Origin of the sequence: Akkermansia muciniphila, assembly GCF_900184965.1 — a bacterium.
In the GTDB taxonomy this organism is placed as follows: domain Bacteria; phylum Verrucomicrobiota; class Verrucomicrobiia; order Verrucomicrobiales; family Akkermansiaceae; genus Akkermansia; species Akkermansia muciniphila_A.
The window spans coordinates 64125-90302 of sequence record NZ_FXYA01000002.1 but is presented as its reverse complement, the minus strand read 5'-3'; the positions used below and the strand labels follow the sequence as shown (position 1 = coordinate 90302).

21 protein-coding genes and 3 tRNA genes are annotated in these 26178 nt (G+C 55.9%); 17 read left to right on the top strand and 7 right to left on the bottom strand.

The features are described from left to right. The first annotated feature begins 153 nt into the window (after window positions 1–153). The 5 genes from CI070_RS00580 to CI070_RS00555 all read left to right on the top strand — a co-directional run bounded on the left by CI070_RS00580 (window position 154) and on the right by CI070_RS00555 (window position 5053). Complete coding sequence (locus CI070_RS00580; RefSeq protein WP_179218423.1) at window positions 154–1581, top strand: SEL1-like repeat protein; 1428 nt, start codon at window positions 154–156, stop codon at window positions 1579–1581. Between the two features lie 57 nt (window positions 1582–1638). Further along, on the top strand, window positions 1639–1938 hold the full coding sequence (gene tatA, locus CI070_RS00575; RefSeq protein WP_094136625.1) for a twin-arginine translocase TatA/TatE family subunit: 300 nt from the start codon (window positions 1639–1641) through the stop codon (window positions 1936–1938). 399 nt (window positions 1939–2337) lie between these two features. Continuing rightward, window positions 2338–3744 (top strand): MBL fold metallo-hydrolase RNA specificity domain-containing protein, encoded by a 1407-nt coding sequence (locus tag CI070_RS00565; RefSeq protein WP_094136623.1) that lies wholly within the window; start codon window positions 2338–2340, stop codon window positions 3742–3744. Between the two features lie 167 nt (window positions 3745–3911). Beyond that, entirely contained in the window at window positions 3912–4271 is a 360-nt protein-coding gene (locus CI070_RS00560; protein WP_094136622.1) for an arsenate reductase family protein, read from the top strand. A gap of 8 nt (window positions 4272–4279) precedes the next feature. Further along, window positions 4280–5053, top strand: a complete 774-nt coding sequence (locus CI070_RS00555) for an ion transporter (RefSeq protein ID WP_143245645.1) — start codon at window positions 4280–4282, stop codon at window positions 5051–5053. A gap of 102 nt (window positions 5054–5155) precedes the next feature. Here the strand turns inward: CI070_RS00555 and glgP are convergent, their stop codons facing one another. Beyond that, complete coding sequence (gene glgP, locus CI070_RS00550; protein WP_094136620.1) at window positions 5156–6820, bottom strand: alpha-glucan family phosphorylase; 1665 nt, start codon at window positions 6818–6820, stop codon at window positions 5156–5158. Window positions 6821–7080: 260 nt separating this feature from the next. Between glgP and tdh the strand changes: the two genes are divergently transcribed. Next, on the top strand, window positions 7081–8118 hold the full coding sequence (gene tdh, locus CI070_RS00540) for an L-threonine 3-dehydrogenase (RefSeq protein WP_094136618.1): 1038 nt from the start codon (window positions 7081–7083) through the stop codon (window positions 8116–8118). Window positions 8119–8226: 108 nt separating this feature from the next. On the opposite strand, the gene def is transcribed toward tdh, so the two are convergent. Further along, window positions 8227–8871, bottom strand: coding sequence for a peptide deformylase (gene def, locus CI070_RS00535; RefSeq protein WP_094136639.1), 645 nt, complete (start codon window positions 8869–8871; stop codon window positions 8227–8229). Between the two features lie 213 nt (window positions 8872–9084). On the opposite strand from def, the gene CI070_RS00530 reads away from it, so the two are divergent. Further along, window positions 9085–10341 carry a hypothetical protein gene (locus CI070_RS00530; RefSeq protein WP_094136617.1) on the top strand — a complete coding sequence of 419 codons (1257 nt, stop codon included), beginning with the start codon at window positions 9085–9087 and terminating at the stop codon, window positions 10339–10341. A gap of 59 nt (window positions 10342–10400) precedes the next feature. Beyond that, entirely contained in the window at window positions 10401–11186 is a 786-nt protein-coding gene (locus tag CI070_RS00525) for an SDR family oxidoreductase (RefSeq protein ID WP_094136616.1), read from the top strand. A 175-nt stretch (window positions 11187–11361) separates the two neighbouring features. Here CI070_RS00525 and CI070_RS00520 read toward each other — a convergent pair whose 3' ends face one another. Further along, the gene (locus tag CI070_RS00520; protein ID WP_022197832.1) at window positions 11362–11859 is read right to left on the bottom strand and encodes a hypothetical protein; all 498 of its coding nucleotides are present in this window, start codon (window positions 11857–11859) and stop codon (window positions 11362–11364) included. Between the two features lie 194 nt (window positions 11860–12053). Here CI070_RS00520 and CI070_RS00515 point away from each other — a divergent pair. From CI070_RS00515 to CI070_RS00495, 5 genes are all read left to right on the top strand, one after another. After that, a tRNA-Thr gene (locus CI070_RS00515) sits at window positions 12054–12128 on the top strand. Between the two features lie 42 nt (window positions 12129–12170). Further along, window positions 12171–12246, top strand: a tRNA-Lys gene (locus CI070_RS00510). A gap of 36 nt (window positions 12247–12282) precedes the next feature. Beyond that, window positions 12283–12358: transfer RNA gene (locus CI070_RS00505), tRNA-Lys, on the top strand. A gap of 300 nt (window positions 12359–12658) precedes the next feature. After that, a complete protein-coding gene (locus tag CI070_RS00500) occupies window positions 12659–14674 on the top strand; it encodes an Eco57I restriction-modification methylase domain-containing protein (RefSeq protein ID WP_094153257.1) in 2016 nt (671 codons plus the stop codon). Between the two features lie 319 nt (window positions 14675–14993). Next, window positions 14994–16259, top strand: a complete 1266-nt coding sequence (locus CI070_RS00495; RefSeq protein WP_094136614.1) for a hypothetical protein — start codon at window positions 14994–14996, stop codon at window positions 16257–16259. Between the two features lie 17 nt (window positions 16260–16276). Here the strand turns inward: CI070_RS00495 and CI070_RS00490 are convergent, their stop codons facing one another. Next, window positions 16277–17014 carry a hypothetical protein gene (locus tag CI070_RS00490; protein WP_143245643.1) on the bottom strand — a complete coding sequence of 246 codons (738 nt, stop codon included), beginning with the start codon at window positions 17012–17014 and terminating at the stop codon, window positions 16277–16279. 160 nt (window positions 17015–17174) lie between these two features. On the opposite strand from CI070_RS00490, the gene CI070_RS00485 reads away from it, so the two are divergent. Continuing rightward, the gene (locus CI070_RS00485) at window positions 17175–18206 is read left to right on the top strand and encodes a tetratricopeptide repeat protein (RefSeq protein ID WP_179218422.1); all 1032 of its coding nucleotides are present in this window, start codon (window positions 17175–17177) and stop codon (window positions 18204–18206) included. Here the strand turns inward: CI070_RS00485 and CI070_RS00480 are convergent. Next, a complete protein-coding gene (locus CI070_RS00480) occupies window positions 18203–18784 on the bottom strand; it encodes a hypothetical protein (RefSeq protein WP_094136611.1) in 582 nt (193 codons plus the stop codon). The genes CI070_RS00485 and CI070_RS00480 overlap by 4 nt on opposite strands. Here CI070_RS00480 and thiD point away from each other — a divergent pair. The 3 genes from thiD to CI070_RS00465 all read left to right on the top strand — a co-directional run bounded on the left by thiD (window position 18783) and on the right by CI070_RS00465 (window position 21697). Then, window positions 18783–19571: a bifunctional hydroxymethylpyrimidine kinase/phosphomethylpyrimidine kinase gene (gene thiD / locus CI070_RS00475; protein WP_094136610.1), complete on the top strand. Its 789-nt coding sequence runs from the start codon at window positions 18783–18785 to the stop codon at window positions 19569–19571. The genes CI070_RS00480 and thiD overlap by 2 nt on opposite strands. A gap of 185 nt (window positions 19572–19756) precedes the next feature. After that, window positions 19757–20029, top strand: coding sequence for a hypothetical protein (locus CI070_RS00470; protein ID WP_012419280.1), 273 nt, complete (start codon window positions 19757–19759; stop codon window positions 20027–20029). A 285-nt stretch (window positions 20030–20314) separates the two neighbouring features. Continuing rightward, window positions 20315–21697, top strand: coding sequence for an SLC13 family permease (locus CI070_RS00465; RefSeq protein ID WP_094136609.1), 1383 nt, complete (start codon window positions 20315–20317; stop codon window positions 21695–21697). Window positions 21698–21743: 46 nt separating this feature from the next. On the opposite strand, the gene CI070_RS00460 is transcribed toward CI070_RS00465, so the two are convergent. Both CI070_RS00460 and CI070_RS00455 read right to left on the bottom strand, forming a co-directional pair. Next, window positions 21744–24914, bottom strand: a complete 3171-nt coding sequence (locus CI070_RS00460) for an efflux RND transporter permease subunit (protein WP_094136608.1) — start codon at window positions 24912–24914, stop codon at window positions 21744–21746. A 12-nt stretch (window positions 24915–24926) separates the two neighbouring features. Beyond that, window positions 24927–26084 carry an efflux RND transporter periplasmic adaptor subunit gene (locus CI070_RS00455; RefSeq protein WP_179218420.1) on the bottom strand — a complete coding sequence of 386 codons (1158 nt, stop codon included), beginning with the start codon at window positions 26082–26084 and terminating at the stop codon, window positions 24927–24929. Window positions 26085–26178 lie beyond the last annotated feature (94 nt).

The following is a 26178-nucleotide window of genomic DNA, read 5'->3' as shown; positions in this document are numbered from 1 at the left end:
TTCCAACGCCGTGAAAGCGGTTTTGGTAGAGACCGCCGCGAAGGAGGTTTTCAGCGCCGTGAAGGCGGTTTTCGTAAACCGGGCTTTGGAGGCAGGTCTTCCGGCAGTTTTTCCCGCGGAAACAGAGGCCATTAATGAATGACTTGTTCCGGTATGAAGAAACATTGCAAAAGGTGGCTTTTTGCCGGATTGTGGGGACTGTCTCTTGTTCAGTGTCCACTTCTTGCTTCTCAGGATATTTCCTCTCCGACGCCTGCCGGGGAGGAAAATTTTGAGGTTTACCTGTCCGGTCTCCGCGAAAAAGCTCTGCATGGGGATCCAGCTGCCGCCCGGGAGCTGGCTGTGCATTATGACGTGGAGGGTAATGCGGCGGAAACGTCCAAATGGATGTCCGAGTATGTTTCCCTGGCGGAGAAAGAGGCCAATAACGGAGATGTGGATTCCATGCTGGCCTTGGGCAAGCTGTTTTATGCAGGCAGCCGCCTGTACCCAAAAAATCTGGAAAAGGCCCGGTACTGGTTTACCCGCGCAGCTGACAACGGTAATGCCGCGGCACAGTACCAGGCGGCTGTAATGGTTTCCCAGGGAGCAGGAGGGCCGAAGGATGAGGCAACGGCAGCCCGTTATTATAAAAAATCTCTCCAGACGTGGAAGAAGGAGGCTGATGACGGCGACTCCAAGGCAGCGTTATGGGCTGCTCTTGTTTATGAACGAAAGCTGGTTCCGGATAGTTCTCCGGAAAAATCAGTCCCATATCTTCTTCAGGCAGCGGAAAGCGGCAATCTGACGGCACAAGGACTTCTGGCATTTAAGTACCGGGATGGGCTGGGAGTGCCGCAGAATGCGTCCAGGGCCGTGGAATGGTTTGAAAAGGCGGCCTCCCGTAAAGATTTGGGAGCCGTGATGGAACTGGGCATGATGTTCCGGGACGGCAAGTATTTGCCCCCTGACCGGGAAAAGGCCCTTTACTGGTTTGAAAAAGGGGCGGAATGGAAGGATCCGTACAGCATGGCTGCCCTGGCGGATATGCTGCTGGAGGGAGCTCCTTCCGCAGAACAGGCGGCCCGGGCCCTGGCTCTGTATCGTGAAGCTGCCGCCACCGGGTATTTCCCTGCGGCCCTAAAGGCCGCGGAGCTGCTCCAGAACGGAAAGGGCGGGGAACTGGATGCGGACGAAGCCTACAGGCTGCTGCGGCGTGTGGCTGACGCTACAGGGGATCCCAAGGCCATGTATATGCTGGCTCAGGTATATTATACACGGGGTGACGAGGTTCAGGGAGATTCCCTGATGAAAGCATCCGCCCAGGCGGCCTATCTGCCGGCCATGAACCGCATGGCGCGGCTCCATCTTCTGCCGGACAGTTCACTGCCCTGGAATCCTCTTTTATCCTATTATTATTGGAACCAGGCTGGAGAAATGGGGGATGAAAAGGCGGCTTCCGCCGCTTTTTGGCTGTTGTGGGGCGGCTCAGGCATCTTTTTATTGGCGATACTGATTATTGTTTGGCGTTTCCAGCGTTTCGCCGCCAGAAGGCTTACGGAACAGCAGAAACAGGAACAGCGGGCCTCTGATGACGCATGAAGCGTATTATGAGGTATCCGGCATGAAAAAAATCTGTTAAAAATACTGTAGTACTCCATGATGAACATGTTAGCTATTTTTGGACTGGGAACACCGGAAATTATCGCCATTCTGGTGATTGTCTTCCTTCTGTTCGGCGCTAAGAAACTTCCGGAATTTGCCCGCGGACTGGGCAAGAGCCTGGGAGAATTCAAGAAAGCCAAATCTGAATTTGAGGAAGAACTGTTAAAGACGGAGAAGGAAACCATGAATGATGTCTCCGCCTCCAAAATGGAGGTCCGGCCTTCTCCCGAGCTTTCCCGGCCCATTGATGTGGAGGTGGAGAAGACGACGGACTCCAAACCGGAAGGCAAGTAAGTTGTTGCAGTTTGACGGCAATATAAGAACAGGGCGGGAATTTCCTGTCCTGTTTATTTCGGTTGAAAGGTTTTATTAAAATGGAGCGGGACTTTTTTTGCCGGCCGCTTTGTTCAGAAGGCGGGAGCAATTAGAACGGAATTTTTTTAATAGCCTGCAGGTTTTGATTTTCCGGCAGGATACGGGCGGGAAAGAAGAGAAATTGAATGTTCACAGGAATACTGTGCAGAGTGGGGAGCTGTTCAGTTTATCGCGGTTCTTTCTTCAGGGCCTGGAAAAAAGAAAAGGCATGGATTTTTTTACGGCGGGTGTTTCTCGTCTTTCAAAGGGTATATTGAATGCAGGGCGTGAAGTATTGATTTCTTGCGTTGCCCGTTGGCTTGTTGTACACATGTACTAATGAAGATTCATTTTTGCGGAGCGGCGGGAACGACGACGGGATCCCAGCATTTGCTGGAGGTGAACGGATACCGGATTCTTCTGGATTGCGGCATGTACCAGGGGCGGCGTGAGGAGGCATGGCATATCAATAAGGATTTCCCCTATTTTTCTCCGGCGGAGGTGGACGCAGTGGTTCTTTCCCACGCTCATATTGATCATTCCGGCAATCTTCCCAATTTAGTGAAGCAGGGTTTTCAGGGAAATATCTACAGTACATTTGCAACCAGAGATCTCTGCCAGCTCATGCTGGCGGACGCCGCCCGCATTCAGGAGCATGACTGCGCATTCATCAATAAGATGAACAAGCGCCGCGGTATTCATCAGCCAGACGTTTATCCTACTTATTCCGAACAGGATGCGGAGCGGTGCATGCGCCAGTTCGTGAATATCGGATATGACCGGCCCATTCCCGTTGTTCCGGGGGTGACGCTCACGTTTTATGATGCGGGCCATATTCTGGGCGCTGCACAGGTGTGTCTGGATATTGAGGACAGGGAAGACGGGCGGAAAAAGCGTTTCCTGTTTTCCGGGGATGTAGGGAGGGGAGATAACGAATTACTGCGCGATCCCGTTCCGGTTCCGGATGTGGATATTTTGCTGATGGAGAGCACTTACGGCGGCCGTTTCCATGAGGCTCCCTCCCGTGATGACGAGACATTCTGCCGGGATATCAAGGAGGCTCTGGAACTGGGCGGCCGCGTTTATATTCCGGCTTTTGCGGTGGAGCGCACCCAGCAGCTGCTTTATCTGCTGAACAGGGCCTACCATGAAGGCACTCTGCCCTTGTTGCCTGTATATGTGGACAGCCCCATGGCAGTAGGCGCGACGGAGATTTTCCGCATTCATCCGGAGTGTTTCAATAAGGAGGTGTACGATTTCCTGTTCCGGGAGAAGGATCCGTTTTGTTTCGAACAGTTGCGTTTGATCCGTTCCGTGGGCGAGTCCCAGGAGTTGAATAAGATGAACGGGCAGGCTATCATTATTTCCGCTTCAGGAATGTGTGAGGCTGGGCGCATTCTTCACCACTTGGCGAATAACATCGGCGATCCGAAAAATACGGTTCTTTTTGTAGGCTATTGTGCTGAACATACGCTGGGCCGCAAGATTATGGATGGGTGGAAAGAGGTTCCCATCCTGGGTAAACAATATCCTGTCCGGGCCAGAATACGGGAGATGGATTCCTTTTCCGGCCATGCGGACCATGGAGAACTGCTGGAGTATTTTGACAGGACCGGGGGGCCCAAGAAAAATATCATTCTGGTGCATGGGGAGAAGAAGGCTACCCAGGCTTTGGCGGAGGCGCTCAGGGGGCGTCAGAGCAATCCCGTTTCTATCGCACAGTTGGGAAGCGCCATGGTGCTTTAATGTGCCGGAATGCAGAATTGTTGCAGTATCCGCACGTGGTCCGGGCTCTCTTTCCCTGGTTTTGTGTTCAACGGCGGATACGGTCCTAGTATTCCAATCAAGTCATGACTCCGGGATGGCTGCTCTGGCCGCTTGACCCGGTGTGTTTACGGGGCTAGCGTGCAGGTATGTCTTCATTATTTATTGAATATCCCAAATGCACGACCTGCCAGAAAGCAAAAAAGTGGCTTGATGACCAGGGAATTTCTTATGAGGATCGCCACATTGTGGAACAGAACCCCACGGCAGAAGAACTGCGGAGGTGGATTGAAGAGAGCGGGTTGCCAGCCAGGAAATTTTTTAATACCAGTGGACTGCTTTACAAGAGCATGAAGCTGAAAGACAAGCTTGCCGGCATGAGCCTGGATGAGCAGATAGCCCTGTTGGCCTCCAACGGCATGCTGGTTAAACGCCCCATTTTTATTGCCAACGGAAAGATATGCGTCGGTTTCAAGGCTGACGAGTGGAAGGCCGTTCATCATTCCTGATTCCTGCCATGCCGCTGATTACCCGCACCAAGCCGGGCTCTGCCAATTTCGGCCCCTGGGAGAACATCGTCAGGGTTCTGATTCTGGTATGGTTCATGCTGTACACGTTGAATGCCATCCCGGATATTCATCCTCTGGTTGGCCGTATTGCGGTCAAGGTGAATTACTGGATCAGTTATTTCTTCATGTTTGAGTATATCCTGAGGGTGCTGTGCTCCAAGCCCCGGAAGACTTATATTTTCAGCGGCATGGGGATTCTGGATTTTATTGTCTGCGTGCCGTTTTTGGCCATGTTTTTCGGGACGGACTGGCAGATTCTTTATTCCCTGAGGATTGTCCGCATACTGGCTATTTTCAAGTTGGCCCGGTTTAATGAAACCGCCGCCAGTTTCAAAAAAGCTTTTTACCTGATCCGGGATGAATTTTTTCTGTTCTTCTCCGTGATCCTGTTCATGCTGTACGTCACTTCCCTGGGAATCTATATTGCGGAACACGATGCCCAGCCCGAGAAATTCCGTTCCTTTTTTGACGCTCTCTGGTTTGCCGTGGAAACTTTAAGCACGGTTGGATATGGAGACCTGGTGCCTATTACTCCCATGGGGCGTATTTTTACCGGGGTAATTATGTTTATTGCCGTGTCCATCATTGCTATTTCCACAGGGCTGATCACGTCTGCTTTTTCCCGCGTATGGCAGCAGGAGAATGTTTTTGCGCACCGCCATAAAAGGGGCGCAGATAAGGTGGCGTCTGAGGCCGGAGGGGAGGAAGAAGTTCCCAAATAGGCTTGTTCCGCTTCCCGTGGATTGTTGACAACGGTTTCAAAAAGAACGGCCGCCTTTCTTGAAGAAAGGCGGCCGTTGCATAAGGGAAAGCAAGGTTGTATCCTAGCTGTTGTACATTTCCGTGTAGTACTGATCCGCCATGCGGTCGGAGTCGAATTCGGGATAGATGTCTGTCATCGCATTGAAAACGATGTCCATCCACTTGTCGTTGTGATCGTAGTAGAGGGGAAGAATCTTGTCGTCCAAAATATTGTAGAAGTTATCGCGGTCGGAGCGGTCGCGGGCTTCCGGGGAGAGATGGGCGGGAGCTTCCGGAATGACGAAGCAGTTTTTCCCATCCTTGGCGAATTCGCAGATCCAGCCGTCATTGGTGGAGACGGAGATGGAGCCGTTCATTGCGGCGGACATGCCGGAGGTTCCGGAGGCTTCCCGGGTTACCACGGGGTTGTTGAGCCATACGTCGGAACCGTTTTTCAGGTAGCGGCTCAAGCCCAGTTCATAGCCGGTGAGCACGGCGGAACGGGGGTATTTGGCCGTCATGTCGTTCAGGCGGTTGAAGATTTCAATAGCGCCATGATCCATCGGGTAGGGTTTGCCGGCCCAGATGAACTGCACCGGATAATTGGTGCGCTGGAGCATGCGTTCGAACATCGTGGGATTGCCGGTGACCAGGTCCGGACGCTTGTAGGCCGCAAAACGGCGCGCCCATACGATAGTGAGGCAGTTCGGGTCAAAAACGCGGCCCGTTTGTTCACCCACCATGCGGAAGAGGGCTTTTTTCAGGGCCCGCTTGCGGCGGATGAACGCTTCCTTGTTGCGGGCCTGGAAGGCTTCCGCCAGTTCCGGGTCCTGCCAGTATTTCTGGTTCTGGGCATTCGTGATATGGATGATGGGGCATATGCCCTCATAGTCCTTCCACATCTGGCGGGACACTTCTCCATGGAGTTTGGAGACGCCGTTGGCGATGTGGGAGAGGCGTAAGGCGGCCAGCGTGTAGTTGAACGTATTGTCCGTCATGCCTACGGCGGCGCGCACCTGTTCCATGGAGAGCCCGTCGAAGAAGGAGAACGTATTCATGGTGTTTACGTCCATCTTTTCGTTGCCGGCTTCTTCCGGGGTATGGGTGGTGAAAACGAAACGCTTGCGCACTTCTTCCACGCTGCCGGTCTTGGCAAGCACGTGGAAGGCTGCAGCCAGGCCGTGGGCTTCGTTTAAATGGTAGATTTCCGGTTCAACGCCCAGTTCGTCAAAAAGGCGGGCGCCTCCCTTGCCCAGCAGCACGTACTGGGCGATGCGGGTGAATCCGTTGGCGTCGTACAGGCGGCGGGAGATGTTGCGGCTTTCCTCGTCATTTTCCTCCAGGTCCGTGGAAAGGAAGAACATGGGCGCGGTGCCGAATGTTTCCGGATTCAGGAAGTAGGCTTTTACCCAGACGGGCGCTCCGCAGACATGAATGAGGAATTTGATGTTGTGATCTTCCAGGAACGGGTAGTTTTTACGCATGTATTGCGTAGCCATGGACCCGTCTTCCGCACGGATCTGGTTATAGTAGCCGTAGCTCCACAGAATACCGACGCCTACGAGGTTCTGGCGCAGGTCATGCGCGCTGCGCATATGGGAGCCGGACAGGTAGCCCAGACCGCCGGAATAGATTTTAAATGAATTATCAATGGCGTATTCCATGGAGAAGTACGCAACGCTTTTCCCATATTTGGGGTCTATTTCATACGGGTGCTCGAAAATGGTGGGTAAAAATGATTTCGCCATGGTTCTGTAAATAGAGTAAAGTGTTCAAAAGGAGAACTCGCACGCCTTGGTATCATGATTCTTTCCCGTTGGAAAGGGCAAATTGCGTGTGTTTTTGAATTGTCGATTGAACAGGAACGTTTTTCCGGCGTTTGCCGTCCGCAGTTGTTCCGAGGCGTTTTCCTGAGAAGGGAAGGAGAGGCGGGAGCCTCCGTTCCCTGGGTTTTTCGGCGTTCCGAAATGAATTTTGAGCTTGCCGCCGCAGGGGAAAAAGAGCATGAATGGGGGGCATGAAAGCTCTTGTAAAAACGCAGGCTGGCCCCGGTTTGGAATTGATGGATGTTCCTATGCCGGAAGTCGGCCCGAATGATGTTCTGATTAAAATTCATAAAACAGCCATTTGCGGCACGGACCTTCATATTTGGAATTGGGATAAATGGGCCCAGCAGACTATTCCGGTGGGGATGCATGTGGGCCATGAGTTCTGCGGCGTGATTGAGTCCGTAGGCTCTTCCGTGACGGAATACAAGCCCGGGGAGATTGTTTCCGGTGAGGGGCACATTGTCTGCGGCCATTGCCGCAGCTGCCGTTCAGGGCAGAAGCACTTGTGTCCCAACACAAAGGGAGTGGGGGTCAACAGGCCCGGCTGTTTTGCGGAGTACCTTTCCATTCCGCAGGATAACGTGGTGCGCATCCACAAGAGTATTCCGATGGAAATCGCCTCTATCTTCGACCCGCTGGGCAACGCCGTCCATACGGCTTTGTCCTGGGACCTGGTAGGCGAGGACGTCCTGATTACCGGGGCCGGAGTGATCGGCTGCATGGCCGCCGCCGTTTGCAAGAAGGCCGGAGCCAAGACGGTGGTCATTACGGATATCAATGATTTCCGCCTGGGCCTTGCCAAAACGCTGGGTGCGGACCGGACCGTGAACGTGACCCGTGAAAAGCTGGAAGACGTGATGAAGGAACTGGAAATGACGGAGGGTTTTGACGTGTGCCTGGAAATGAGCGGAGCTCCGTCCTGCCTGAAGGACATCATCGACAATTCCCGCAACGGAGCCAACATTTCCCTGCTGGGAATTCAACCCGACGGTTCCAGCATCGAATGGAATAAATTCATTTGGAAAGGGCTGAAGATGAAAGGAATTTATGGCCGTGAAATCTTTGAAACGTGGCATAAGATGGATTCCATGATCCGCAGCGGCCTGGATATAGCGCCCATCATCACGCACCGTCTGCCCTATACGGAATTCCGGGAAGGGTTTGAAGCCATGAATTCGGGAAAATCCGGCAAGGTTGTTCTGGACTGGATTGTTTGATTCCCTTTTTTCTTTCCATGTGATTGTGGATGCCCCGGTTTTCCTTCAGGAAACCGGGGCATTTTTTAGGGAACAGGGATAAAGGGGGATAGGGATGTTGTTGAAACGTCAGGCTGTTTTTCCGGGAGGATGCGGCATCCGGGCTTCCCGGGCATGGGCGCGGCGTTCTTCTTTCATGCGGCGTGCATAGCTGTCGTCGTCTTCTTCAAAAGCGTCCGGATGAGTCAATCTGAGCCTTCGTATTACCTTGTCATGGTCGCCGGGGGAAACCAGGTCCGTAAACAGGCCTCCGTGAAGGTGGTCTACCTCGTGTTGCAGGCAGCGCGCCAGCAGTCCGTTGCATTTCACAGTCACAGTCCGTCCGTCCATCATGGTTAAAATTGCCCGTACGCAGGAACGGCGCATTACGTCCGCATATACTTTGGTGATGCTCAGGCACCCTTCCCGGTACGGCACTTTTTTGCCGAAGGGATGCAGGATGGGATTGATGAAATTCAAGGGCATGATTTGGGACAAAGCAGCGGGGCGTCCGTCCACTTCCAGCCAGGTAGTGGTTGCATCTGTGAAGGGGATGTTGATGGTGACCATCTGAATGGGCCGGCCTACCTGCGGCGCGGCCAGGCCTATGCCTCCCTGGGCCAGGGTTTCCTGCATATCGTCCAGGAAGGAAAGGATATCTCTGTTGATATGAACCACAGGCCCGCATTCCTTTCTCAAAAGAGGATGTCCGTATTGAAGAATATCAAGAATCACGGCTGACAGGATGATATGGATAAAAAAGTGTGACATCCCGAATCAGAAAAGTGTTCACCATATTAAATAAATATTTCTTCCTGTCGAAGGAACGGGAATGTTTTTCCCGGATGAAATGAAAAGACCTTGAACTTTGATGACGCTTTTTTACGGTAGCTTCGGCGCCGCGGTGCGGGCCGGAGTTTCATTCTTCTTCTTCAATGCTGCTTTCTTATGAAGTTTAGCTCCTGTTTTTCTCTGTTCCTGAATTTGCCGTTGATGGGAGGCGCGCTCCCGCTGGCGCTGTGTTTGTGTTCCTGCGGAGATAAGGGAAAAGATGCCAGGTCTGCGGAAGCAGGGGCTTCTGAAGAGCTTTCCCCGGTGGAATCTTATGAAGAGCTGCTTTCCCTGCGACTGAAGGAAGTGGAACAGATGACGGATCTGGTTATTTCCATCCAGGACCGTGCCGCAGGAGAGGCCCTGATGGATGAACTTGGACGCCTGACGGAGAAATTTAAATTTTACGATATGAATTGCGGGCGCCTGATGGCTCTGAATCCGCGCGTGCATGAAGAATCGCGTAAAATGCATCCCGCCTTTCATTCCATTCTCCGGGAACGCGTGGACAAGGCCCGCGACCGGATGATGTCGGGAATACTGAAGCTCCATGAATTCAGGTATTATGATTCCGATGTCATCAGGAATGATCTGGAAAAGTGCGGTCTCAGTCTGACGGACGAACGGGTGGCCCTGTATTTGAATAACAAGATAAAGCCGTTTCTGAAAGCTTATCTGGAACAGTATTCCACCATGGTGGACATGCTGGAGGGGATTGACAATAAAGTTGCCGCGGAAGCCTATGCCGTATCTGTAGCCCTTCAGGGCCGAATGGTCAGGGAACAGATGAACAACATTGCCAGAATGGAGAAGAAGTATGGTGACTGGATTCCCGGTTTTGAACGGCATTTCCATGAGGGGCTGGAAAAGATGAGAAAGCAGGCGGAGGATGAGCGCAAACGCGCTTTCCGGGCGCTCCTGAAGCTGACGACGGCCAGGATGTATGGTTCCCCTTCCATGCAAAAGGCTGTGGCGGGGCTTAAAATAGAGCAGCCCAGGCTGATCGATTTTCAGGAGTTCTGGTCCGACCCTGTCGTGACCATGGAGGAGTTCTGCCTGTGCCTGGAGAGAGTTGACTTTCTTCTTCGCGGCATCAAGGATGCCGGAACGGCTGACCGGTGCGCCATGGAGTTGGTGGAAGTGGTGGCCAAGTTGAAAAGGCTGCGCTATGTTGTTGATGATTTTCAGAAATCTGGACGTATGAATCTGGTGAAAACCAGGGACATGGAGCGTATCAGCCGCCGTGCGGAGGAAGCGGAAATGGCCGTTTCCAGCACCATAGCCCGTCTTATTGCGGAGACGGACGTAGTAACCCGTTCTCCTCTTCTTTTCAGGGCCATGGGACTTTACCGCGATGTAATGTACGCGCATTGAGCGCCGTATGCGCGGAAAGCGATGATTGACTTTCTTGGGCGGGATATGACAATCAGCCTATGAAGGATGTTGATTTTTCCGGCAGTACCGTGGTGGTGACGGGAGGAGCCTGCGGCATTGGCCGCGCCATTGCGGAAGCCTGCGCTGCGGCGGGAGCCCGGGTGGCGGTTTTGGATGTGAAGCATGAGGAAACGGCCTCCCTGCTGGAGGAACTGCCGGGAGAGGGGCATCTTTGCGTGACGGGCAATGCGGGCGTGGAAGAGGACGTGCGGTCTTTTGCGGAAAAGGTGTTGGAATGCTTTGGGCATGTGGATGTGCTGGTAAATAATGCGTGCATCACGCGTCGCGGCATTCTGTCCGGCTGTTCCTTTGAGGAATTCAATGAAGTTTTGCGCGTGGGAGTTTCCGCTCCCTATTTGCTAAGCCTTTTATTTCGCGACCATTTTTCCCGCGGCGCTTCCATCGTGAATATTGCTTCCACCCGCGCATCCATGTCCCAGAAGGATACGGAAAGCTATAGCGCGGCCAAGGGCGCCCTCACTTCTTTAACTCATGCTCTCGCCATGAGCCTCGCCCCTTTCGGCGTTCGTGTGAACAGCATCAGTCCTGGCTGGATTGACACGGGGGCTTTCGGCGTCCTGTCTCCGGAAGACGGTTTTCAGCACCCTTCCGGACGCGTCGGTTCGCCGGAAGATATCGTGAAGGCCGTTTTCTTTCTCTGCAGCTCCGGCTTTGTCAATGCGGAGAATCTGGTCATTGACGGCGGCATGTCCCGTATGATGGTGTACCACGGGGATGAGGGGTGGTCATTTCATCCGGAACAGACGGACAGCGCCTCCTCCTGATGGGCTTGCGCTTCCGGCATGCTTTCCATTACAGCTGTTTCAAACAGGTTCCGCGCGTTCCTACGCTTATTTCTCCAGGAACCCGGAGAACAGCGGCAGGCAGGCCGTTTGCCTCCATAAAAAAGGGCCGTCTCCGGGACGGAGCGGCCCTGTTATGCCTCGGAGGAGAATAACGTCAGCGAATCGTGACGCGGGGGTCGTTCGCCAGAACTTCGGCCAGTTCATCCCAGCCGTCTTCCGTCTGGAGCTGGAACATCTGGAGGTATACGGACGCTACGCCGGCAGGGTATTTTTCAAACAGTTCGTCCACAGCTTTGGCAAGTTTGTCCTTGTCCAGCGTTTCCGGCAGTTCATTGACAATGCCGTTGCCGTCATGGGGGATGCCCAGGGTATTCAGGAACGTAATCAGCATGTCCTGGTGTTTGCGCAACAGCCAGACCTGAAGCAGATGGTCACCGATTTCATTGCTGGGTTTCCACGACAGCATTTTCTTGATGAAGGAAAATTGTTCCTGAAGAGGTTTGCGCTGGATAAATTCGGGGCGCAGTTTTTTCAGGGCTCCAAGTTCACGCACGGCGGCGCGGTAAATGGCGCGTTCCTGGTTGCGCATCCAGTCCAGAATGTTGCTGATTGTTTCTTCGTCCGCCTGCTGGAAAATGTAATATGCCTTCATGATAAGTAGGGAAAGAAAAGCTCTTTGAGGACATGAACTCCACCATGTTTCCCGCGCCTATGCAAGCTCTTCTACTGTCACCTGCCGCTCTTGGCTTCTATTCCGCATTCAAGGAGTAAAAAAACGGTCTTATTGCAAAAAAGACTTGCTAAAAGGGGACTCTTATGATTACTTGCTCGTGCGCTTCTCGCGATGCCACTGTAGCTCAGGGGTAGAGCAACGCATTCGTAATGCGTGGGTCGTCGGTTCAATTCCGACCAGTGGCTCCATCTTCATGGGTGGTGCTTGTCGCGGGGAATCACCGGATACATGCCTCGTTAGCTCAGTTGGTAGAGCAGCTGACTCTTAATCAGTTTGTCCACGGTTCGAGCCCGTGACGGGGTACCATCCGGTTGTTCCTGCAAGGGATGCCGTTATTCCAGTGCCTCGTTAGCTCAGTTGGTAGAGCAGCTGACTCTTAATCAGTTTGTCCACGGTTCGAGCCCGTGACGGGGTACCATCTCTTTTTTAGTCCGGCTTGCTGATGGCAAAGCCGGATTTTATTTATTCCAAAATAAGGGAATAGAGGAACGAATTGAGAAACCTGATTTATGAAATGGGTGTTGCCTCCATGGAAACAGGCATTGCCGGTGTAAGCGTGCCGGGATTGTCCAGGAAAGGGCATTCCTGGCATGAATGTTCTGAAGCTGGCTTCCCGGACAATTTCTCCTTTTGATTGCGCGGCCCGTTCCAGTAGTGTACGAATGCCGCAGTGAAGGAGCGGAACGTTCAGGATTGTTTTATAGCTCAGTGTTTCGCCGTGGAGAAGGGCAGCGGGGGCCGTCCTGAAACCTGGGGGCGGTTGAAAGAGGCGGTGATGAATAATTTGCTGAAACGGCAGGCTGGCCGTGAGGGCCGGCTGCCGGGGGGATTCGCTTTTTCCTTGAGGGAAGAGGATGTCTGCCGGGCTGTTACTCCTGCCGTGCTGGAAGGATTGCTGGGGCGTTTCCTGACGGATGCCCGCCGTTCCGGGACGGTGTATACCCCCGGCTTTCTTGTTCGCTGGATGGCCCGGGAAGCGGTATCTTCCTGGCTGGAATCCAGATTGCCTGCTCCCAGGAGCGGTGATGAAGAAGCCGGGTTGCTGGGAAGTATCCGTGTGCTGGATTTATCCGCCGGGGCCGGAGCATTCACCATGGGAATGCTCCGGGAGCTTGTCTCCCGCAGAAAGCGTCTGGAACCGGGGTGTCCGGAGTCCGATTTAATCCGCTCCGTTTTGGAAGAGAATATTTACGGAGTGGATGTCTGTGCGGAGGCGTTGGAAGTGGCCCGTTTCCGTTTTCGTTGCGCATGGCTCGCCGCCGGAGGAAAGGGGGAGTTACGGGATCGCCTGCTGTGCGGGGACAGTCTGGATATGTCCGCTTCCGGCGTTTGGCGGCAGGGCCTTTCAACGGTCATGGAGGAAGGAGGCTTTGACCTGGTGATCGGCAATCCCCCTTTTGTCGGGGAAAAAGGGAACAAGGAATTATTTGACCGCTTGAAATGTTCTTCTCTTGCTTCCTACTGTTCTTCCCGCATGGATTACTGGTACGTGTTTGCCTGTGTGGGGCTGGATGCCCTGAAGCGGGGGGGCGTGATGCATCTGGTCGTTCCCAACAAGTGGATGGCTAATGCCGGAGCCGCCTTTCTCCGCCGCAAGCTGCTGGAAGATTGCGGTTTGCTGCGCTTATCGGATTTCGGAGCCTGCCGCGTGTTTGAATCCGCCCGCGTCCATACCATGACTGTTCTGGCGGAGAAAAAGGGAGAGGGAGGCGAGCGTCTGGTTCCGGAATACCGCCGTTTTGGCGGCTCCGTGAATGAAGTGGAATCATTTCTGGAACATGAGCCGTACCGTCGGTTTCCCCTGCCGGAAGATGTCGAAACGTGCGTCAGGGAAGGATTGTCCTTCTGCTCTTCAGCAGAGCGGCGTCTTCTGGAAAAGATGGAGGCGTGCCGGAATTTCAGGCTGGACGCCGCAAAGGAAATGACGCAGGGGATTGTGCCGAATCCAGACGTCGTTTCCTCCCGCGCTCTGGAGAATCTGGGGCCGGAAACAGTGCGGCGGTTCGGAATCCGGAGGGGGGATGGGGTATTCGTCGTGCCTAAGGGGTATGTTGACCTGCTTCCGGAACGGGAGCGGCGTTTTCTCAAGCCTCTGTATGAACCTGTTCAGGCAGGGCGGCATGCGCTGAACGATCCTGAGAAGGTGTTGTTATATCTGACCCCGTCCAACGGAGCGGAGCAGGCCGTTACGCTTTTGCGCCATTTGGAAAAGTTCCGTCCCCTGATGGAGGCCCGGCGGGAAACACGCATGGGCCGCATGAAATACTACCATGTGCACTGGCCCCGGCAGGAGCGTTTTTTCCGTCCCGGCCCCAAAATCTTGGCCGTCAGGAAGTGTGCCCGTCCAACCTTCTCCTATACGGAAAAGGAGGCTTATGTGATGATGGCATTCAACGTGATTCGCTCGGAACGCGTGAGCATGAAATATCTGGCGGCTCTGTTCAATTCGCGCCTGATGCAGTTTTGGTTTCTCCGCCGGGGAAAAATGCAGGGGGATTTTTTCCAGATGGATACCGCCCCTATCCTCCGGGCCCCCATCCGCGTGCCCGGCCTTCCCCTGTTGCGGGAGGCGGAAAGGCTGGCGGACGCGCTCGCGGTTCGCTATTGTCCGGAAGGGGATGAGCGGATGAATGTGCTGATGGAAGACATTTACGGCCTTTCCCCGCAGGAGCGGGAGGTTGTTATTCAGGCATGTTCCTCCATGCGGGCCGGGAGGGAAAGCTTGCCGGAATGATGCGCTGGAGCCGGTAAACGTTAGCGATGATGCCAGGGAACTTCATTATGGTTTCTCCATCGCGTCGGGAATGATGAGGAATGGCCCCCATTCGTCAGGCCGATGATACGCAGGCTGATGTCGCCATAACTCCAGGCCGTGCCGAAACCTGCGTCCCTAAGCCTTTTGATAGTGCGCTCCGTAAGGGCGTACCGCTGCGTTCACCATTGCCGTTCTTTGTAACAACCCTTTCAGAAACCTGTGATGTCGAAAGGAACATCCGGGCTTGATTTTCAAAGGCGGCTCCTTAAGATGTGCGCCCAATTTGTTTGTTTAACCTATGATGAAGCTTGTTTTTCCGGGGATGTCCCTGTTGGCCGCTTGCTGGTGTGCCGCCTTTCCTTCGGCGGAAGCCGGTGTGGGAGCAACTCAGTTCCAGCCGGTTTCCGGGGAATCTCTGCCGTCCCTGTGCCGGGTGCTGGACCGCGGTCCCGTGCTGTACCGGAATGATTCCTCATGGATCAGGAAGGTGAAGCTGACGCTGATCGGCCAGTATCAGGCAGCAGCCGTCAGCCCCAATGGAGCCAATAAATTCTGCGCTTCTTCCGGCGGCCATAACAACGGGTGGAGGCGCGCTTACCTGGGCGGCGACATCCTGATGGGGGACGGTTCCTGGCGTCTGTCCAATCTGACGAATGTAGGGGATTTGGAAGGCCGGCACCGCGAAGTGCGGGGAGAATGGATAGGCAGCCACACGGAGTGGTCCCTGTATGAACTTTATCTGGAAAAGACCATGTCCGGCGTCAAGCTCAGGGCCGGCAAGCTGACGCCTCACCTGACGTCGGAATATTGCCTGGCTTCCTCACGGATTAAAACAGTGGAAAGGTCCGCCCTGTGCAATGAATTAATCCCTATTTCCAACTGGGGGCTGGAGGCCAATTTTCAGAAGGATGCCAAGAGCCTGTACCATTCCTACGGCGTTTACCTGAATGCGAACGGTACGGATTTGAAGGATGAAATCCAGTTCCATTCCGCGGACAACCTGTTTCTCCTGAACGCCATGAAGTGGAAGGTGGCTTCTCCCATGTGGGACAGCCAGTTTCTGGGGTACCAGTATGCCCATAATTTTACGGAATGGCGGGGAAGGAAAATCCCTTCCTCGTCCGATTACTGCGGAACGGGGGCGCAGGACGTGATTTCCCTGAGCTGGGACGCCAGCCGCGGCGCTTTCTCCATCATGGGGAATTTACTGGCAGGCGTGGGAATTGTAGGTCAGCCTGGCGCAAAGAATGTGTACGGACTGGTGTTGCAGCCCATTTACCGGATTTCCCCGCATCTTGAGGGCGTCTTTCAATACCAGTGCTCCTTTGGGAACCGTTCTGTGAAGCTGAATACCCGTTATGTGCCCAGCGTCACCCATTACCCCGCATGGGTGGACAGCATGCATTCCTTTTACCTGGGGCTGAATTGCTATCTGTGTCCGGAGGCCGTCAATGCAGTCAAGCTGATGCTGGCTGTAGAGTATGTCACCAGCCATGTGGATTCGGCAACGGCCAAAGCCTTTAACGGATGGTCTGTTTTCGGGGCTGTCCGCTTCAAGTTCTGAGGCTTTCTGCCCCCCTCCTATTGTAATTTCTTCAATATAGCGGGCTGATAGGCCGGAAGAGCCGGAATAGGAACGTATCCGGGCGGAAGCTGATCCCAGACGGGATGCATGGGCTGCGCATCCGCTTCAAAAACGGTTCCGTTAAAGGATTTGATGATGGTGCGGATGGCTCCGGATGGAGCCGGCTGCACTACCAGGGGGCGCGGCGCCGATTCCGGAAGGTTCATGTGCAGGTTGACTTCTTCTTCATTCCAGGCGGGCCAGGAATCGGAAGGTGTAGCGGTTCCGCGAATTCCCGTATTGGCGGCGGAACGGGGCGTATGGAAAAAGGGACTGTCCGGATCCCCGGCGTTCAGCCAGACTTCCTCGTCCGGCGTCTCGGTTGTGATGACAATGTCTTCCTGGTTTTCCGCATGGTGAAATTCATAGCCTGACCGCTCATGGACGTCCCTTTCCGTTTTGTCGTCATTCATGTGGATGCTGATGGCCGGTTTGCTTTTGGAGGCCTCGTGAGAGGCCTTGGACTGGAAGAGGGCGGCCTGCCGCTTCAGGGTTTCCGGAGACGTGCCGCGCGCGTATTTGGGGAAGAAAACGCTTTTGGTATCTATTTTGCCGGGATGCACTTTCACCGGCTCATCCGACAGCTCGAAGACGTATTTTACGGGAAGTTCCGTCGCGGAACCCCGGCAGGAAAAACTTACCAGGAACGCCAGGCCCAGGCATGTCAAGAGATACAGGGGCAGAACGAATTTCATCAGAGGTTGAACTGGTTTCAGTAGAGCAAAAAGAGGAAAATATTCAATGCAAAAAGAGGAAATCCGGCTCTCCGGCTTCTCCCTTCCGCGGCGTGCGGATGCGGCGTTTCCGTCATTTCTCTTCTTGGCAGCCTGATGAGGCTGTCTTATGGTAATGGCCATGATGAAAAAAATTGTCTCTTTATGGGCGGCTTCCTTCGCCTTCTTTTTTTTGAGCGGATGTGACCGCGCCCCTTCTTCCAGGGAAAAGCGGGCTGCTCCTTCAGCGGAACGGGAAAAGCCGTCTGCGGTGCGGAAAGAGGCGGAAATATGGAGAGAGCGCCTGGACGCTGCTGTGGCCGGCGCCGGCCGCGAGAAAGAAAATGGCAGCGAGCATGTAAAAGCCCTCAATGATGTGGCCGCTCTGTATGCGGAGGGGTTGCAGAATGGCTGGGTTCATCCGCTGGACGTGCGTTCCTGGTGTGATTCCGTGGCGGAGACCGGTTCCGGGTACTCCGGGGAAACGGTTATCGGCGCCATGTTCCTGTATGGGACGGGAATCAAGCGTGATGCCGTAGCGGCCAGGGAGTGGTTTGAGTACGGGCTTGGCCGCCCGGGAACCCAGCGGGGGAACGCCCTGTACATGTTGGGAATGATGTATTTCAAGGGGGATGGCGCGGATCAGGATCTGAACAAGGCGCTGGGGCTGTGGCGCAAGGCGGCGGATGAGGAACATCCGGCTGCCATGGGGCTGCTGGGCCGGGCTTACATGGAGGGGAAGATGGGTTTTGAGAAGGATGCCGCTTCCGGCCTGGCGCTGCTGGAGAAGGCCGCCAACGGAGGGAATACGCCTTCGTCCGTCTATCTGGGGAACATTTATGCAAAGGGGCAGGGAGTGGCGCGGGATATGGAGCGAGCCATGAAGTGGTATGAACAGGCGGCTGCGGCCGGAGACGCCCATTCCCAGTATATCGTGGGACTGGCTTATCTGGAAGGTTCCGGCGTGCCTGTGGATGAGGGAAAGGCGTTCAACTGGCTCCGGCTGGCCGCCGGGCAGAATCACGTCAACGCCATGCTGATGCTTTCCGTCTGCTACAGCACCGGAAAGGGAACCTCTCAGGATGCGGATATGGCGGAAGTCTGGAAAAAGAAGGCGCTTCAACTGAATGCGGAGCGTGAGGGCGGTTCTGCTCCGCAGACGCAGAAACGTTAACTTTCCCGGATTTCCCTGTTCAGGAAATCCAAAGCTTTCTTCCGTTCCAGAATAACGTTCCCCCGGGAGTCCGGAATGACCAGCAGGCCGTCCCGTTGTTCCAGTATGGCGTGAATCATGGCGAATACATGGCCTAGGGCATATTCGTCCTCCAGAATGAAGCGCAGCATTTTGGTGCGGTTCCCTATCTGCCGGAGGGCCGCGTTGTCCCTTTTGAACGCCTGGCGCGCGTCGTCCGTTTCCATGACCCAGAATACGTCCAGCTGGGATTCTCCCTCTTCATCCAGATATTCTCCTTCCAGCACATGGTCCGGAGCGTTTTCCGGCGCACCGGAAAGGTTCAGCCGGAAACAGCCGTCCAGGCGAAACATGCTCTCCTGCAATTCCTCTGCGGCCGGCAGAGGGGCATCCTGAATGAAAAGCCAGAATTCCTGTTCATCCGGGGCGGGGGAGGCGTGCGTCATGAGATGATTGTGGCATTCCCTCCTTGTTTTCCCACCCGGATTTGTGACATTGAGGCGGCGCGTGCGGATTTTTGGATGTTCAAGAGCTTTCTTCCCGATTAAAAACAGGGCCATGAGTATTCCCGTAATGATGACGATTGCCGGTTCCGACTGCTCCGCGGGGGCCGGTCTCCAGGCTGACCTGAAAGCGGCCCATGCCATGGGGGCGTTTGCGCTTACGGCCGTTACCTGCGTCGTGTCCGAGGCGCCCGGGACAGTGCGCGGCATTCAGGAGGTGGACCCTGCGCTGGTGGCTGACCAGGTGCGCATCAATCTGGAACATTTTCCCGTGCGCGCCGTGAAGACGGGCATGCTGTATTCCCCGGCTATCGTTCGTGCGGTGCATGAGGTGCTGGCCGGGGCGGATGTTCCCGTTGTGGTGGACCCGGTTATGATCGCTACGGCGGGCGACCGCCTGATGCGGGAAGAGGCGGTGGCTGTTTATGAAGAGCTTCTGCTGCCGGGAGCGGCGTTGCTTACTCCCAATCTGGATGAGGCTGCCGTCCTGCTCCGCTCTTCCGTGAATCCGGGAAGGGATGAACTGCCGGAGGCCGGCGCGCGCCTCGCCGTCAGGTACGGATGCCCCGTCCTTCTGAAGGGCGGCCATCTGGAGGGGGACTGCCGGGACGTGCTGGTCGGCCCGGACGGCTGTCTGCTGGGGCAATGGGAGCGCCCGCGCGTACAGGATGTGAGCACTCACGGAACGGGTTGTTCCCTGTCCGCCGCCGTCGCGGCGCGGCTGGCTGCCGGGGATGGACTGGTTGCGGCGGTGGAGCGCGGCCTGGAATTCATCGCTTCCGCCATCCGGAACCATCTGCGCTGGGAACAGCCGGTCCGGGTGGATGCGCTGAAATTGTGGTAAAACCTCCTTCGCCCCGGTTGTCTTCCTCTCCCGCACGGATTGGGGAACCCGGGGACTGCCTCCGCCTTTCTGTGCCTTAATAACGCTTTGTGCTTGCGTAAGGGAGGTGGGGTTGGTAGTTGTATCCACGCCCATGTGCCACATGGAGCTCGTAAGAATTAGTAAATATCATAGCAATCATCACTATGGGACAGCAAATCCGCAAAGTCACCAAGCGCCGCAGACGTATTGAATACCTCAAGCGTAAGAAGGAACAGTCCAAGTTGAATTCCAATGCGCCTATCCGTCTGGCCGTTCCCGTTGCCAAGGATGCCAAGCCTGCCGCCAAGGAAGCTCCCGCCAAAAAGACTGCGGCCAAGGCCCCGGCCAAAAAGACTGAAACCAAGGCTGCCGCCGCCAAGAAGGCTCCCGCCAAAAAGCCGGCTGCCAAGAAGGCTGCTGAACCCGCCGCCGAATAATTGCCCGGGCGGAGGTGGTCCCTTCGCGCGTCAATCAAACAGTTTTTACAAGCCGCCGTGCAATGGCACGGCGGTTTTTTTGCATATCTGGATTTCCTGCATTTTTCAGGAGCGGGAAGAGGTGGCGCGGCTTTCCCGGTGATGCGCGCCGTGCGTATTCTCAAGCCGGCGGTTGATTCGTGTTTCCCTGTTTCCGGGGAAGGCTTTTTCCGGGGTTTTATGGAAAAGGATTGACACTGTTTTTCTGATGCGTACAAAGAAAATAGCGTCGTTTATCTTTACTTTATGCGCCATCGTACTACAGACACTCCCAAAGGGCACCGCAATTACATCATCATTGCGTGTGACGTGCTTCTTTTCCTGGCCATGCTCAAGTGGCTTCCCGTGGAACCGGAGGTAGCCAGGGGGCTGGCTGTTCTCACCTTTATCGGCATCCTGTGGCTGACGGAAGCCCTGCACGTAACCGTAACTTCCCTGCTGGTGCCGGTGCTTGCCATGTTCATGGGGATTCTGCCGGGGGCAAAGGCGCTGTCCGGTTTTGCGGATCCCACCATTTTCCTGTTTTTCGGGGGCTTTGCCCTGGCCGGCGCTCTCCACGAACAGAAAATTGATGCCTGGCTGGCGGGAAAAATCCTCCGGATGGCCCGCGGGAGTCTGGGGATGGCTCTGATTCTGATTTTCCTGGCTACGGCGTTTCTTTCCATGTGGATGTCCAATACGGCCACGGCGGCGATGATGCTCCCTCTGGTGATCGGCCTTCTGGACCGCATTCCGGCGGAAAGACTGAAAACGACGGCTCCTTTTGCCATCCTGGGGGTGGCGTACAGCGCCTCCATCGGCGGCATGGGAACGCTGGTAGGGTCTCCTCCCAACGCCATTGCGGCGCATGAACTCGGCATGGGGTTTGCAGAATGGTTCCGGATTGCCATGCCCATTGTCCTGGTGTTCGGGGTGATTGTTTTCTTCCTGATGTATCTGTTCCTCCGCCCGAATCTGGGGATGCATGTGGATATGGAGCCGGCGGAAGGGGAAAACGCGGAGGCCCGGTTGAATGCCAGGCAGGTGCGTGTTCTTATTCTCTTCGTGCTGGTGGCCGGGAGCTGGATGTGCAGCAGTTTCCTTTCCTCTGCTCTGGGCGGCATTCCGTCCATGGACACGCTCATCGCGCTGAGCGCTGCGGTGCTGCTGCCGCTGTGCGGGGTGATCAACTGGGGCGGCATCGCCAAAAATACGGACTGGGGCGTCCTGCTTTTATTCGGAGGCGGCATCACGCTCAGCAGCATCCTCGTCCAGACGGGGGCGGCAGGATTCCTGGCGGATCAGGTATCTTCTCTCGCCATGGGGCAGAGCCCCATCATCATCCTGCTCATCATCAGCCTCTTCATCACGTCGCTGACGGAATTCTGTTCCAATACGGCCAGCGCGGCCCTGGTGGCCCCGCTGATGGTCACGGTGGCCTCCGCCATGGGCATGTCTGCTACGCCGCTGGTGCTTCTGGTGGGCATAGGAGCTTCCTGCGCCTTCATGCTCCCCGTTTCCACTCCTCCCAACGCCCTGGCCTTCGCTACGGGGAGATTCCCACAGATGACCATGGTAAAAGTGGGGCTGCTGATTAACGTGGTGCTCGTGTTCGTGAAGGCGTTCTGGGCCTGGATATTCTGGATGTAAGGGGACGGGAAGCTGTGCGGGAGCCGGTTTGCCCGTTTCGGGAGCGTCATTCGGCCAGCTTCGCAGGGGCGGGGGCTCCCTGCTCCTTTTCCTGAAGTTTCCGCGCCGCTTTTTTATCCAGCCCGGCGAGCTTGGCAATCAGGTAGAAGAAGGAAGGAATGAAAAATACCCCGATGAAGACGGCCGTCAACATGCCTCCGATGACCCCGACGCCCACCACCTGCCGCGCAGCGGCGCCCGCTCCCGTGGCGACGGCCAGGGGAAGGCAGCCCATGATAAAGGCGATGCTGGTCATCAGGATGGGGCGCAGGCGGATTCTGGCCGCGTCCAGGGTGGCCGTGAGCAGGTCCGTGCCCTGCCGGAGCTCCAGCACGGCGAATTCCACGATGAGGATGGCGTTTTTGGCCGCCAGGGCAATTAGGACGATGAGGCCGATTTCCGAATAAATGTTGAGGTCCAGCCCGGTAATCCACAGGGCCAGAAATGCTCCCAGGATGGCAATGGGGGCAGTCATGAAGACGGCTACGGGCAGGGACCAGCTCTCATACAGGGAGGCCAGAATCAGAAAGACAAACACGGCTGATGCCGCGAAAATCATGCCGATGGTGATGCCTTTCTGCGCCTGTTTTTCCTGGTAGCTCATTCCGGAATAGTCGTATCCCATGCCGGATGGCATGGTCTGGGCGAAAACTTCTTCCAGGGCGTTCATGACCTGGCCGGAGGAATAGCCCGGAGCCGGGGTGACGTTGAGCTGGGAACTGTTGAACATATTCTGGCGGATCAGGAATTCCGGGGCCCAGCCGTGCGTGACGTTGATTACGGAATCCAGGGGAACCGGATCTCCTTCATTGTTGCGCACGTAGAACATGGAAAGCTTGTCGATGCTGTCCCGGTACGGCGCGTCCGCCTGCATGTACACCTGCCATTCCTGCCCGTAAATATTGAAGTTGTTCAGGAAGGCGCTTCCCATGTAGGCCTGGATGGTGGCGTAAATTTCATCCACGTCCATATTCTGGAGGGTGGCCTGCTCCGTGTTTACATTCAGGTTGTACTGAAGGTTGGAGGGAGACATGAAATTGCTGATGTCCGCTATTTCCGGCCTCTTTTCCGCCGCCTCGATGAATTTGGACGTATTGGCGGCCAGGAATTTTTCCCCGATGCCCTGGCGGTCTTCCAGCAGGAACGTGACATCCCCGGACGTTCCTACGCCAGGCAGGGGCGGAGGCGGGACCACATACGCCACGCCGGAGGAAATTTCCACGTTCAGCCTGCTTTTCAGGCGCGCGGCGATGCCGTCCGCCGTCATGCCCGGAGCAGTCCGTTCGGACCACGGTTTCAGGGAGATGAAGAAGAAGGAGTTGGATGAGCTCTGGACGGAGCTGATGAGGTTGAAGCCGTTTACGGTGGTGACTACGTCCACGCCCGGATCCTCCTTGATGATTTGCTCAATCCGCGCGGCGGTGTCCGCCGTGACGTTCAGGGATGTATTGTCCGGCAGTTCCACGCCGCCGAACAGGTAACCCTGGTCTTCATTGGGTAGGAATCCGCTGGGAATAAGCCTGGCCAGGGGAAAGAGAAGGGCGGTCATGACGGCCAGCAGCAGGATGGACAGCCACATGTGCCGGATAAGCCCGGCGCAGATTTCCACGTACCAGTCGCGCGCCTTGTTGAACCCCTTGTTGAACAATTTGAAAAAGGGCCCCAGCAGGGGAATGGAGTCCGCTTTTCCCCCTTTCAGCAGCCCGGCGGACAGGGTGGGGCTGAGGGACAGGGCGCAGAAGGCGGAAATGATGATGGACATGCCGATGGTAACGGCGAACTGTTCGAACAGTTTGCCTGTGACGCCGGGCAGCAGCAGCGTGGGGATAAAGACGCAGGAAATCACCAGCGCCGTGCTGACGATGGGGCCGGATACTTCCTTCATGGCCGCAATGGTGGCCTGGAGGGGCTTTTCTCCGTTGGAAATATGGTTCTTCACCGCTTCCACCACCACAATGGCATCGTCCACGACCAGGCCGATGGCCAGCACCAGCCCCATCAGGCAGATGGTATTGATGGAAAAGCCGAACAATGGAAAGGCGATGAAGGCGCCCACGATAGATACCGGAACGGCAAAGGCCGGAATCAGCGTGCCGCGCCAGCCCTGGAGGAAAATGAAGACGACCAGCACCACCAGTCCCAGGGCAATCACCAGCGTGCTGACGATGTCTTCAATCCCGGCGCGGACGGCCAGCGTGGAGTCCAGGGAAACGAGGTAATCCATGCCGGGCGGCATATCCGTATTTTTCAGCAGGGCTTTGATGTTGTCCACCAGCTGGATGGCGTTTCCGCCGGGCGCCTCGTAAATGCCGATGGAAGCGGCGGGCATGCCGTTTACGGAAGAACTGAGGCTGTAAGTTTCCGAACCCAGTTCCACGCGGGCGATATCTCCCACTCTTACGATGGAACTGTCCTGCCCGCGCACCACGATATTTTCGAATTCCTTCACGCTGGTCAGGCGTCCGGGCGCTTTTACGGTGAAGGAAAGCTGCTGGTCCGGCGGGGCGGGCTGCGCGCCTATCTTGCCCGCGGGATTCACGGCGTTCTGGGCCTGAACGGCCAGCATCACGTCACGGGCCGTAATATTCAGGGCGGCCATCTTTTCCGGGTTCAGCCAGATGCGCATGGCGTAGCGGCCGGCTCCGAACACCTGCACGTCTCCTACTCCGGGCACGCGCTTGATGGCGTCCACCATATTGATATAGGCGTAATTGGCCAGCCAGAGGCCGTCATAAGTCCCCTGGGGAGAATAGAGGCTGACGACCAGGGCGGGCAGCCCGCTTGTCTTGCGGAGGGAGACTCCCAGCGCGCTGACTTCCGACGGCAGCTGGGAGGTGGCCTGCCCGTAGCGCAGGTAGGAAAGCACCTGGTCCATGTTGGCTTCCGTGCCGATTTCAAAAAGGATCATCATGCTCATCTGCCCGTTGTTGGTGTTGACGGAAGTCATGTAGGACATGCCGTCCACGCCGGACATTTGCTGTTCGATGGGGGATGCGATGGATTTGACCACCGTTTCACAGTCCGCCCCGGGATAAGTGGCCGTCACCTGGATGGAGGGGGGAATGATGTCCGGGTACTCGGAGATGGGCAGGCGCAGAATGGAAAAGGCCCCCAGCAGGACAATGATGACGGAGAGGCAGATGGAAAGAATGGGGCGCTTGATGAAGAAATCAGCCATGGCGGGAGGAGCTTATTGGTTGCTGGAGGGTACCGCTTTCAGGCGGGCGGCCGGATTTCTGGAGGCCGCTTCCGCCTGGAGAAGGCCGTCCACGACCACTTTGCTTTGAGGGGTGAGGGAATCCGGTTTCAGGGGAATAACCTGCTGCCGGTCTCCAAGCTGCGTCCCGGCCTGTACGGGAATGATGGAAGGGTGGCTGCCCTCATCCAGAACAATGACGAAAAAGCGCCCCTGCGTGGAAAGAAGGGATTTCGCCGGAACGGTCAGCGCGTTCTTGACGGTGGCCAGCCGGGCCGTGGCGATGATGAACATGCCGGGGCGCAGCAGGTAGTCCGCATTGGGAAGGTTGGCCTGTACGCGGATGGTGCCTGTTTGGGGATTAAACGCCCGGTCAATGGCCACTACCGTGGCCTGTTCCGGGTATTTGGTCCCGTCTTTCAACGTGATGTCCAGCTTGCTGCCCGTCTGGACGCCCTCATTCCCGTTCTTGCCCGCCTGCTGAATCCATTCCTGCTGGGTGACGGCGAAATTGACGCGGATGGGATTGACGGAGGAGACGACGGCAAGGGGGCCGCTTTCCGGGCTGACCAGGTCGCCGATGTTTGTCCTGGAAATGCCGGCTATTCCGTCAAAAGGCGCGTACAGCACCGTATAGGAAAGATTTTTCTCAGCCAGGGCCAGGGCCGCCGCCGCCTGCTGCACCTGCGCTTCCGCGGCCAGGGCGGAGAGGCGCGTATCCTCGTATTTCTGTTTGGAAATGGCGTTCTCCGCGGCCAGGGGCCTGTAAATCTCCGCGTCGTAATTCAACTGCTGGAGCTGGGCCTGCGCCTGCGCCAGGGTGGCTTTGGCCTTGGATACCTGGTCCCTGAATGTGGAATCGTCAATGCGGAAGAGAACTTCCCCTTTCTTCACAATAGCGCCATTGGCGTAATTCTGCGTTTGCAGGTAGCCCGTAATCTGGGGGACGATGGAGGCGTTGTCCACGCCGTCCAGGTGGCCCACCCAGCTGCCCGTCACCGGAATATCCATGGTAACGGGGTGTTCGTAAATAATCGTGGGCGTTTCATGCGGCGCCTGTTGCGTCTTTTTACACGCGGAAAAAAAGAGGGAAAGCAGGCAGAGGAAAACGGCGGGGCCGGAGATAGAGCCCGTCAGGCGTGTCAGGTCCATGCAGGGAGTGACACGCCCGCGGGCTTCTTTGTTGAAAGAAGGTTTTCCGGGCGGCGTCGCCGTCCGTGTCATGCGCGGGAGGTTGCTTCCGGAC

Bases quoted from the DNA above. Each gene is read 5' to 3' on its own strand.
- CI070_RS00555 (WP_143245645.1), top strand. From the start codon at position 4,280: ATGCCGCTGATTACCCGCACCAAGCCGGGCTCTGCCAATTTCGGCCCC.
- CI070_RS00560 (WP_094136622.1), top strand. From the start codon at position 3,912: ATGTCTTCATTATTTATTGAATATCCCAAATGCACGACCTGCCAGAAA.
- tdh (WP_094136618.1), top strand. From the start codon at position 7,081: ATGGGGGGCATGAAAGCTCTTGTAAAAACGCAGGCTGGCCCCGGTTTG.
- CI070_RS00460 (WP_094136608.1), bottom strand. From the start codon at position 24,914: ATGGCTGATTTCTTCATCAAGCGCCCCATTCTTTCCATCTGCCTCTCC.
- thiD (WP_094136610.1), top strand. From the start codon at position 18,783: ATGAGTATTCCCGTAATGATGACGATTGCCGGTTCCGACTGCTCCGCG.
- CI070_RS00495 (WP_094136614.1), top strand. From the start codon at position 14,994: ATGATGAAGCTTGTTTTTCCGGGGATGTCCCTGTTGGCCGCTTGCTGG.
- CI070_RS00490 (WP_143245643.1), bottom strand. From the start codon at position 17,014: ATGAAATTCGTTCTGCCCCTGTATCTCTTGACATGCCTGGGCCTGGCG.
- CI070_RS00455 (WP_179218420.1), bottom strand. From the start codon at position 26,084: ATGGACCTGACACGCCTGACGGGCTCTATCTCCGGCCCCGCCGTTTTC.
- CI070_RS00530 (WP_094136617.1), top strand. From the start codon at position 9,085: ATGAAGTTTAGCTCCTGTTTTTCTCTGTTCCTGAATTTGCCGTTGATG.
- CI070_RS00565 (WP_094136623.1), top strand. From the start codon at position 2,338: ATGAAGATTCATTTTTGCGGAGCGGCGGGAACGACGACGGGATCCCAG.
- CI070_RS00465 (WP_094136609.1), top strand. From the start codon at position 20,315: ATGCGCCATCGTACTACAGACACTCCCAAAGGGCACCGCAATTACATC.
- CI070_RS00485 (WP_179218422.1), top strand. From the start codon at position 17,175: ATGATGAAAAAAATTGTCTCTTTATGGGCGGCTTCCTTCGCCTTCTTT.
- CI070_RS00470 (WP_012419280.1), top strand. From the start codon at position 19,757: ATGGGACAGCAAATCCGCAAAGTCACCAAGCGCCGCAGACGTATTGAA.
- CI070_RS00525 (WP_094136616.1), top strand. From the start codon at position 10,401: ATGAAGGATGTTGATTTTTCCGGCAGTACCGTGGTGGTGACGGGAGGA.
- glgP (WP_094136620.1), bottom strand. From the start codon at position 6,820: ATGGCGAAATCATTTTTACCCACCATTTTCGAGCACCCGTATGAAATA.
- CI070_RS00480 (WP_094136611.1), bottom strand. From the start codon at position 18,784: ATGGCCCTGTTTTTAATCGGGAAGAAAGCTCTTGAACATCCAAAAATC.
- CI070_RS00520 (WP_022197832.1), bottom strand. From the start codon at position 11,859: ATGAAGGCATATTACATTTTCCAGCAGGCGGACGAAGAAACAATCAGC.
- tatA (WP_094136625.1), top strand. From the start codon at position 1,639: ATGATGAACATGTTAGCTATTTTTGGACTGGGAACACCGGAAATTATC.
- CI070_RS00580 (WP_179218423.1), top strand. From the start codon at position 154: ATGAAGAAACATTGCAAAAGGTGGCTTTTTGCCGGATTGTGGGGACTG.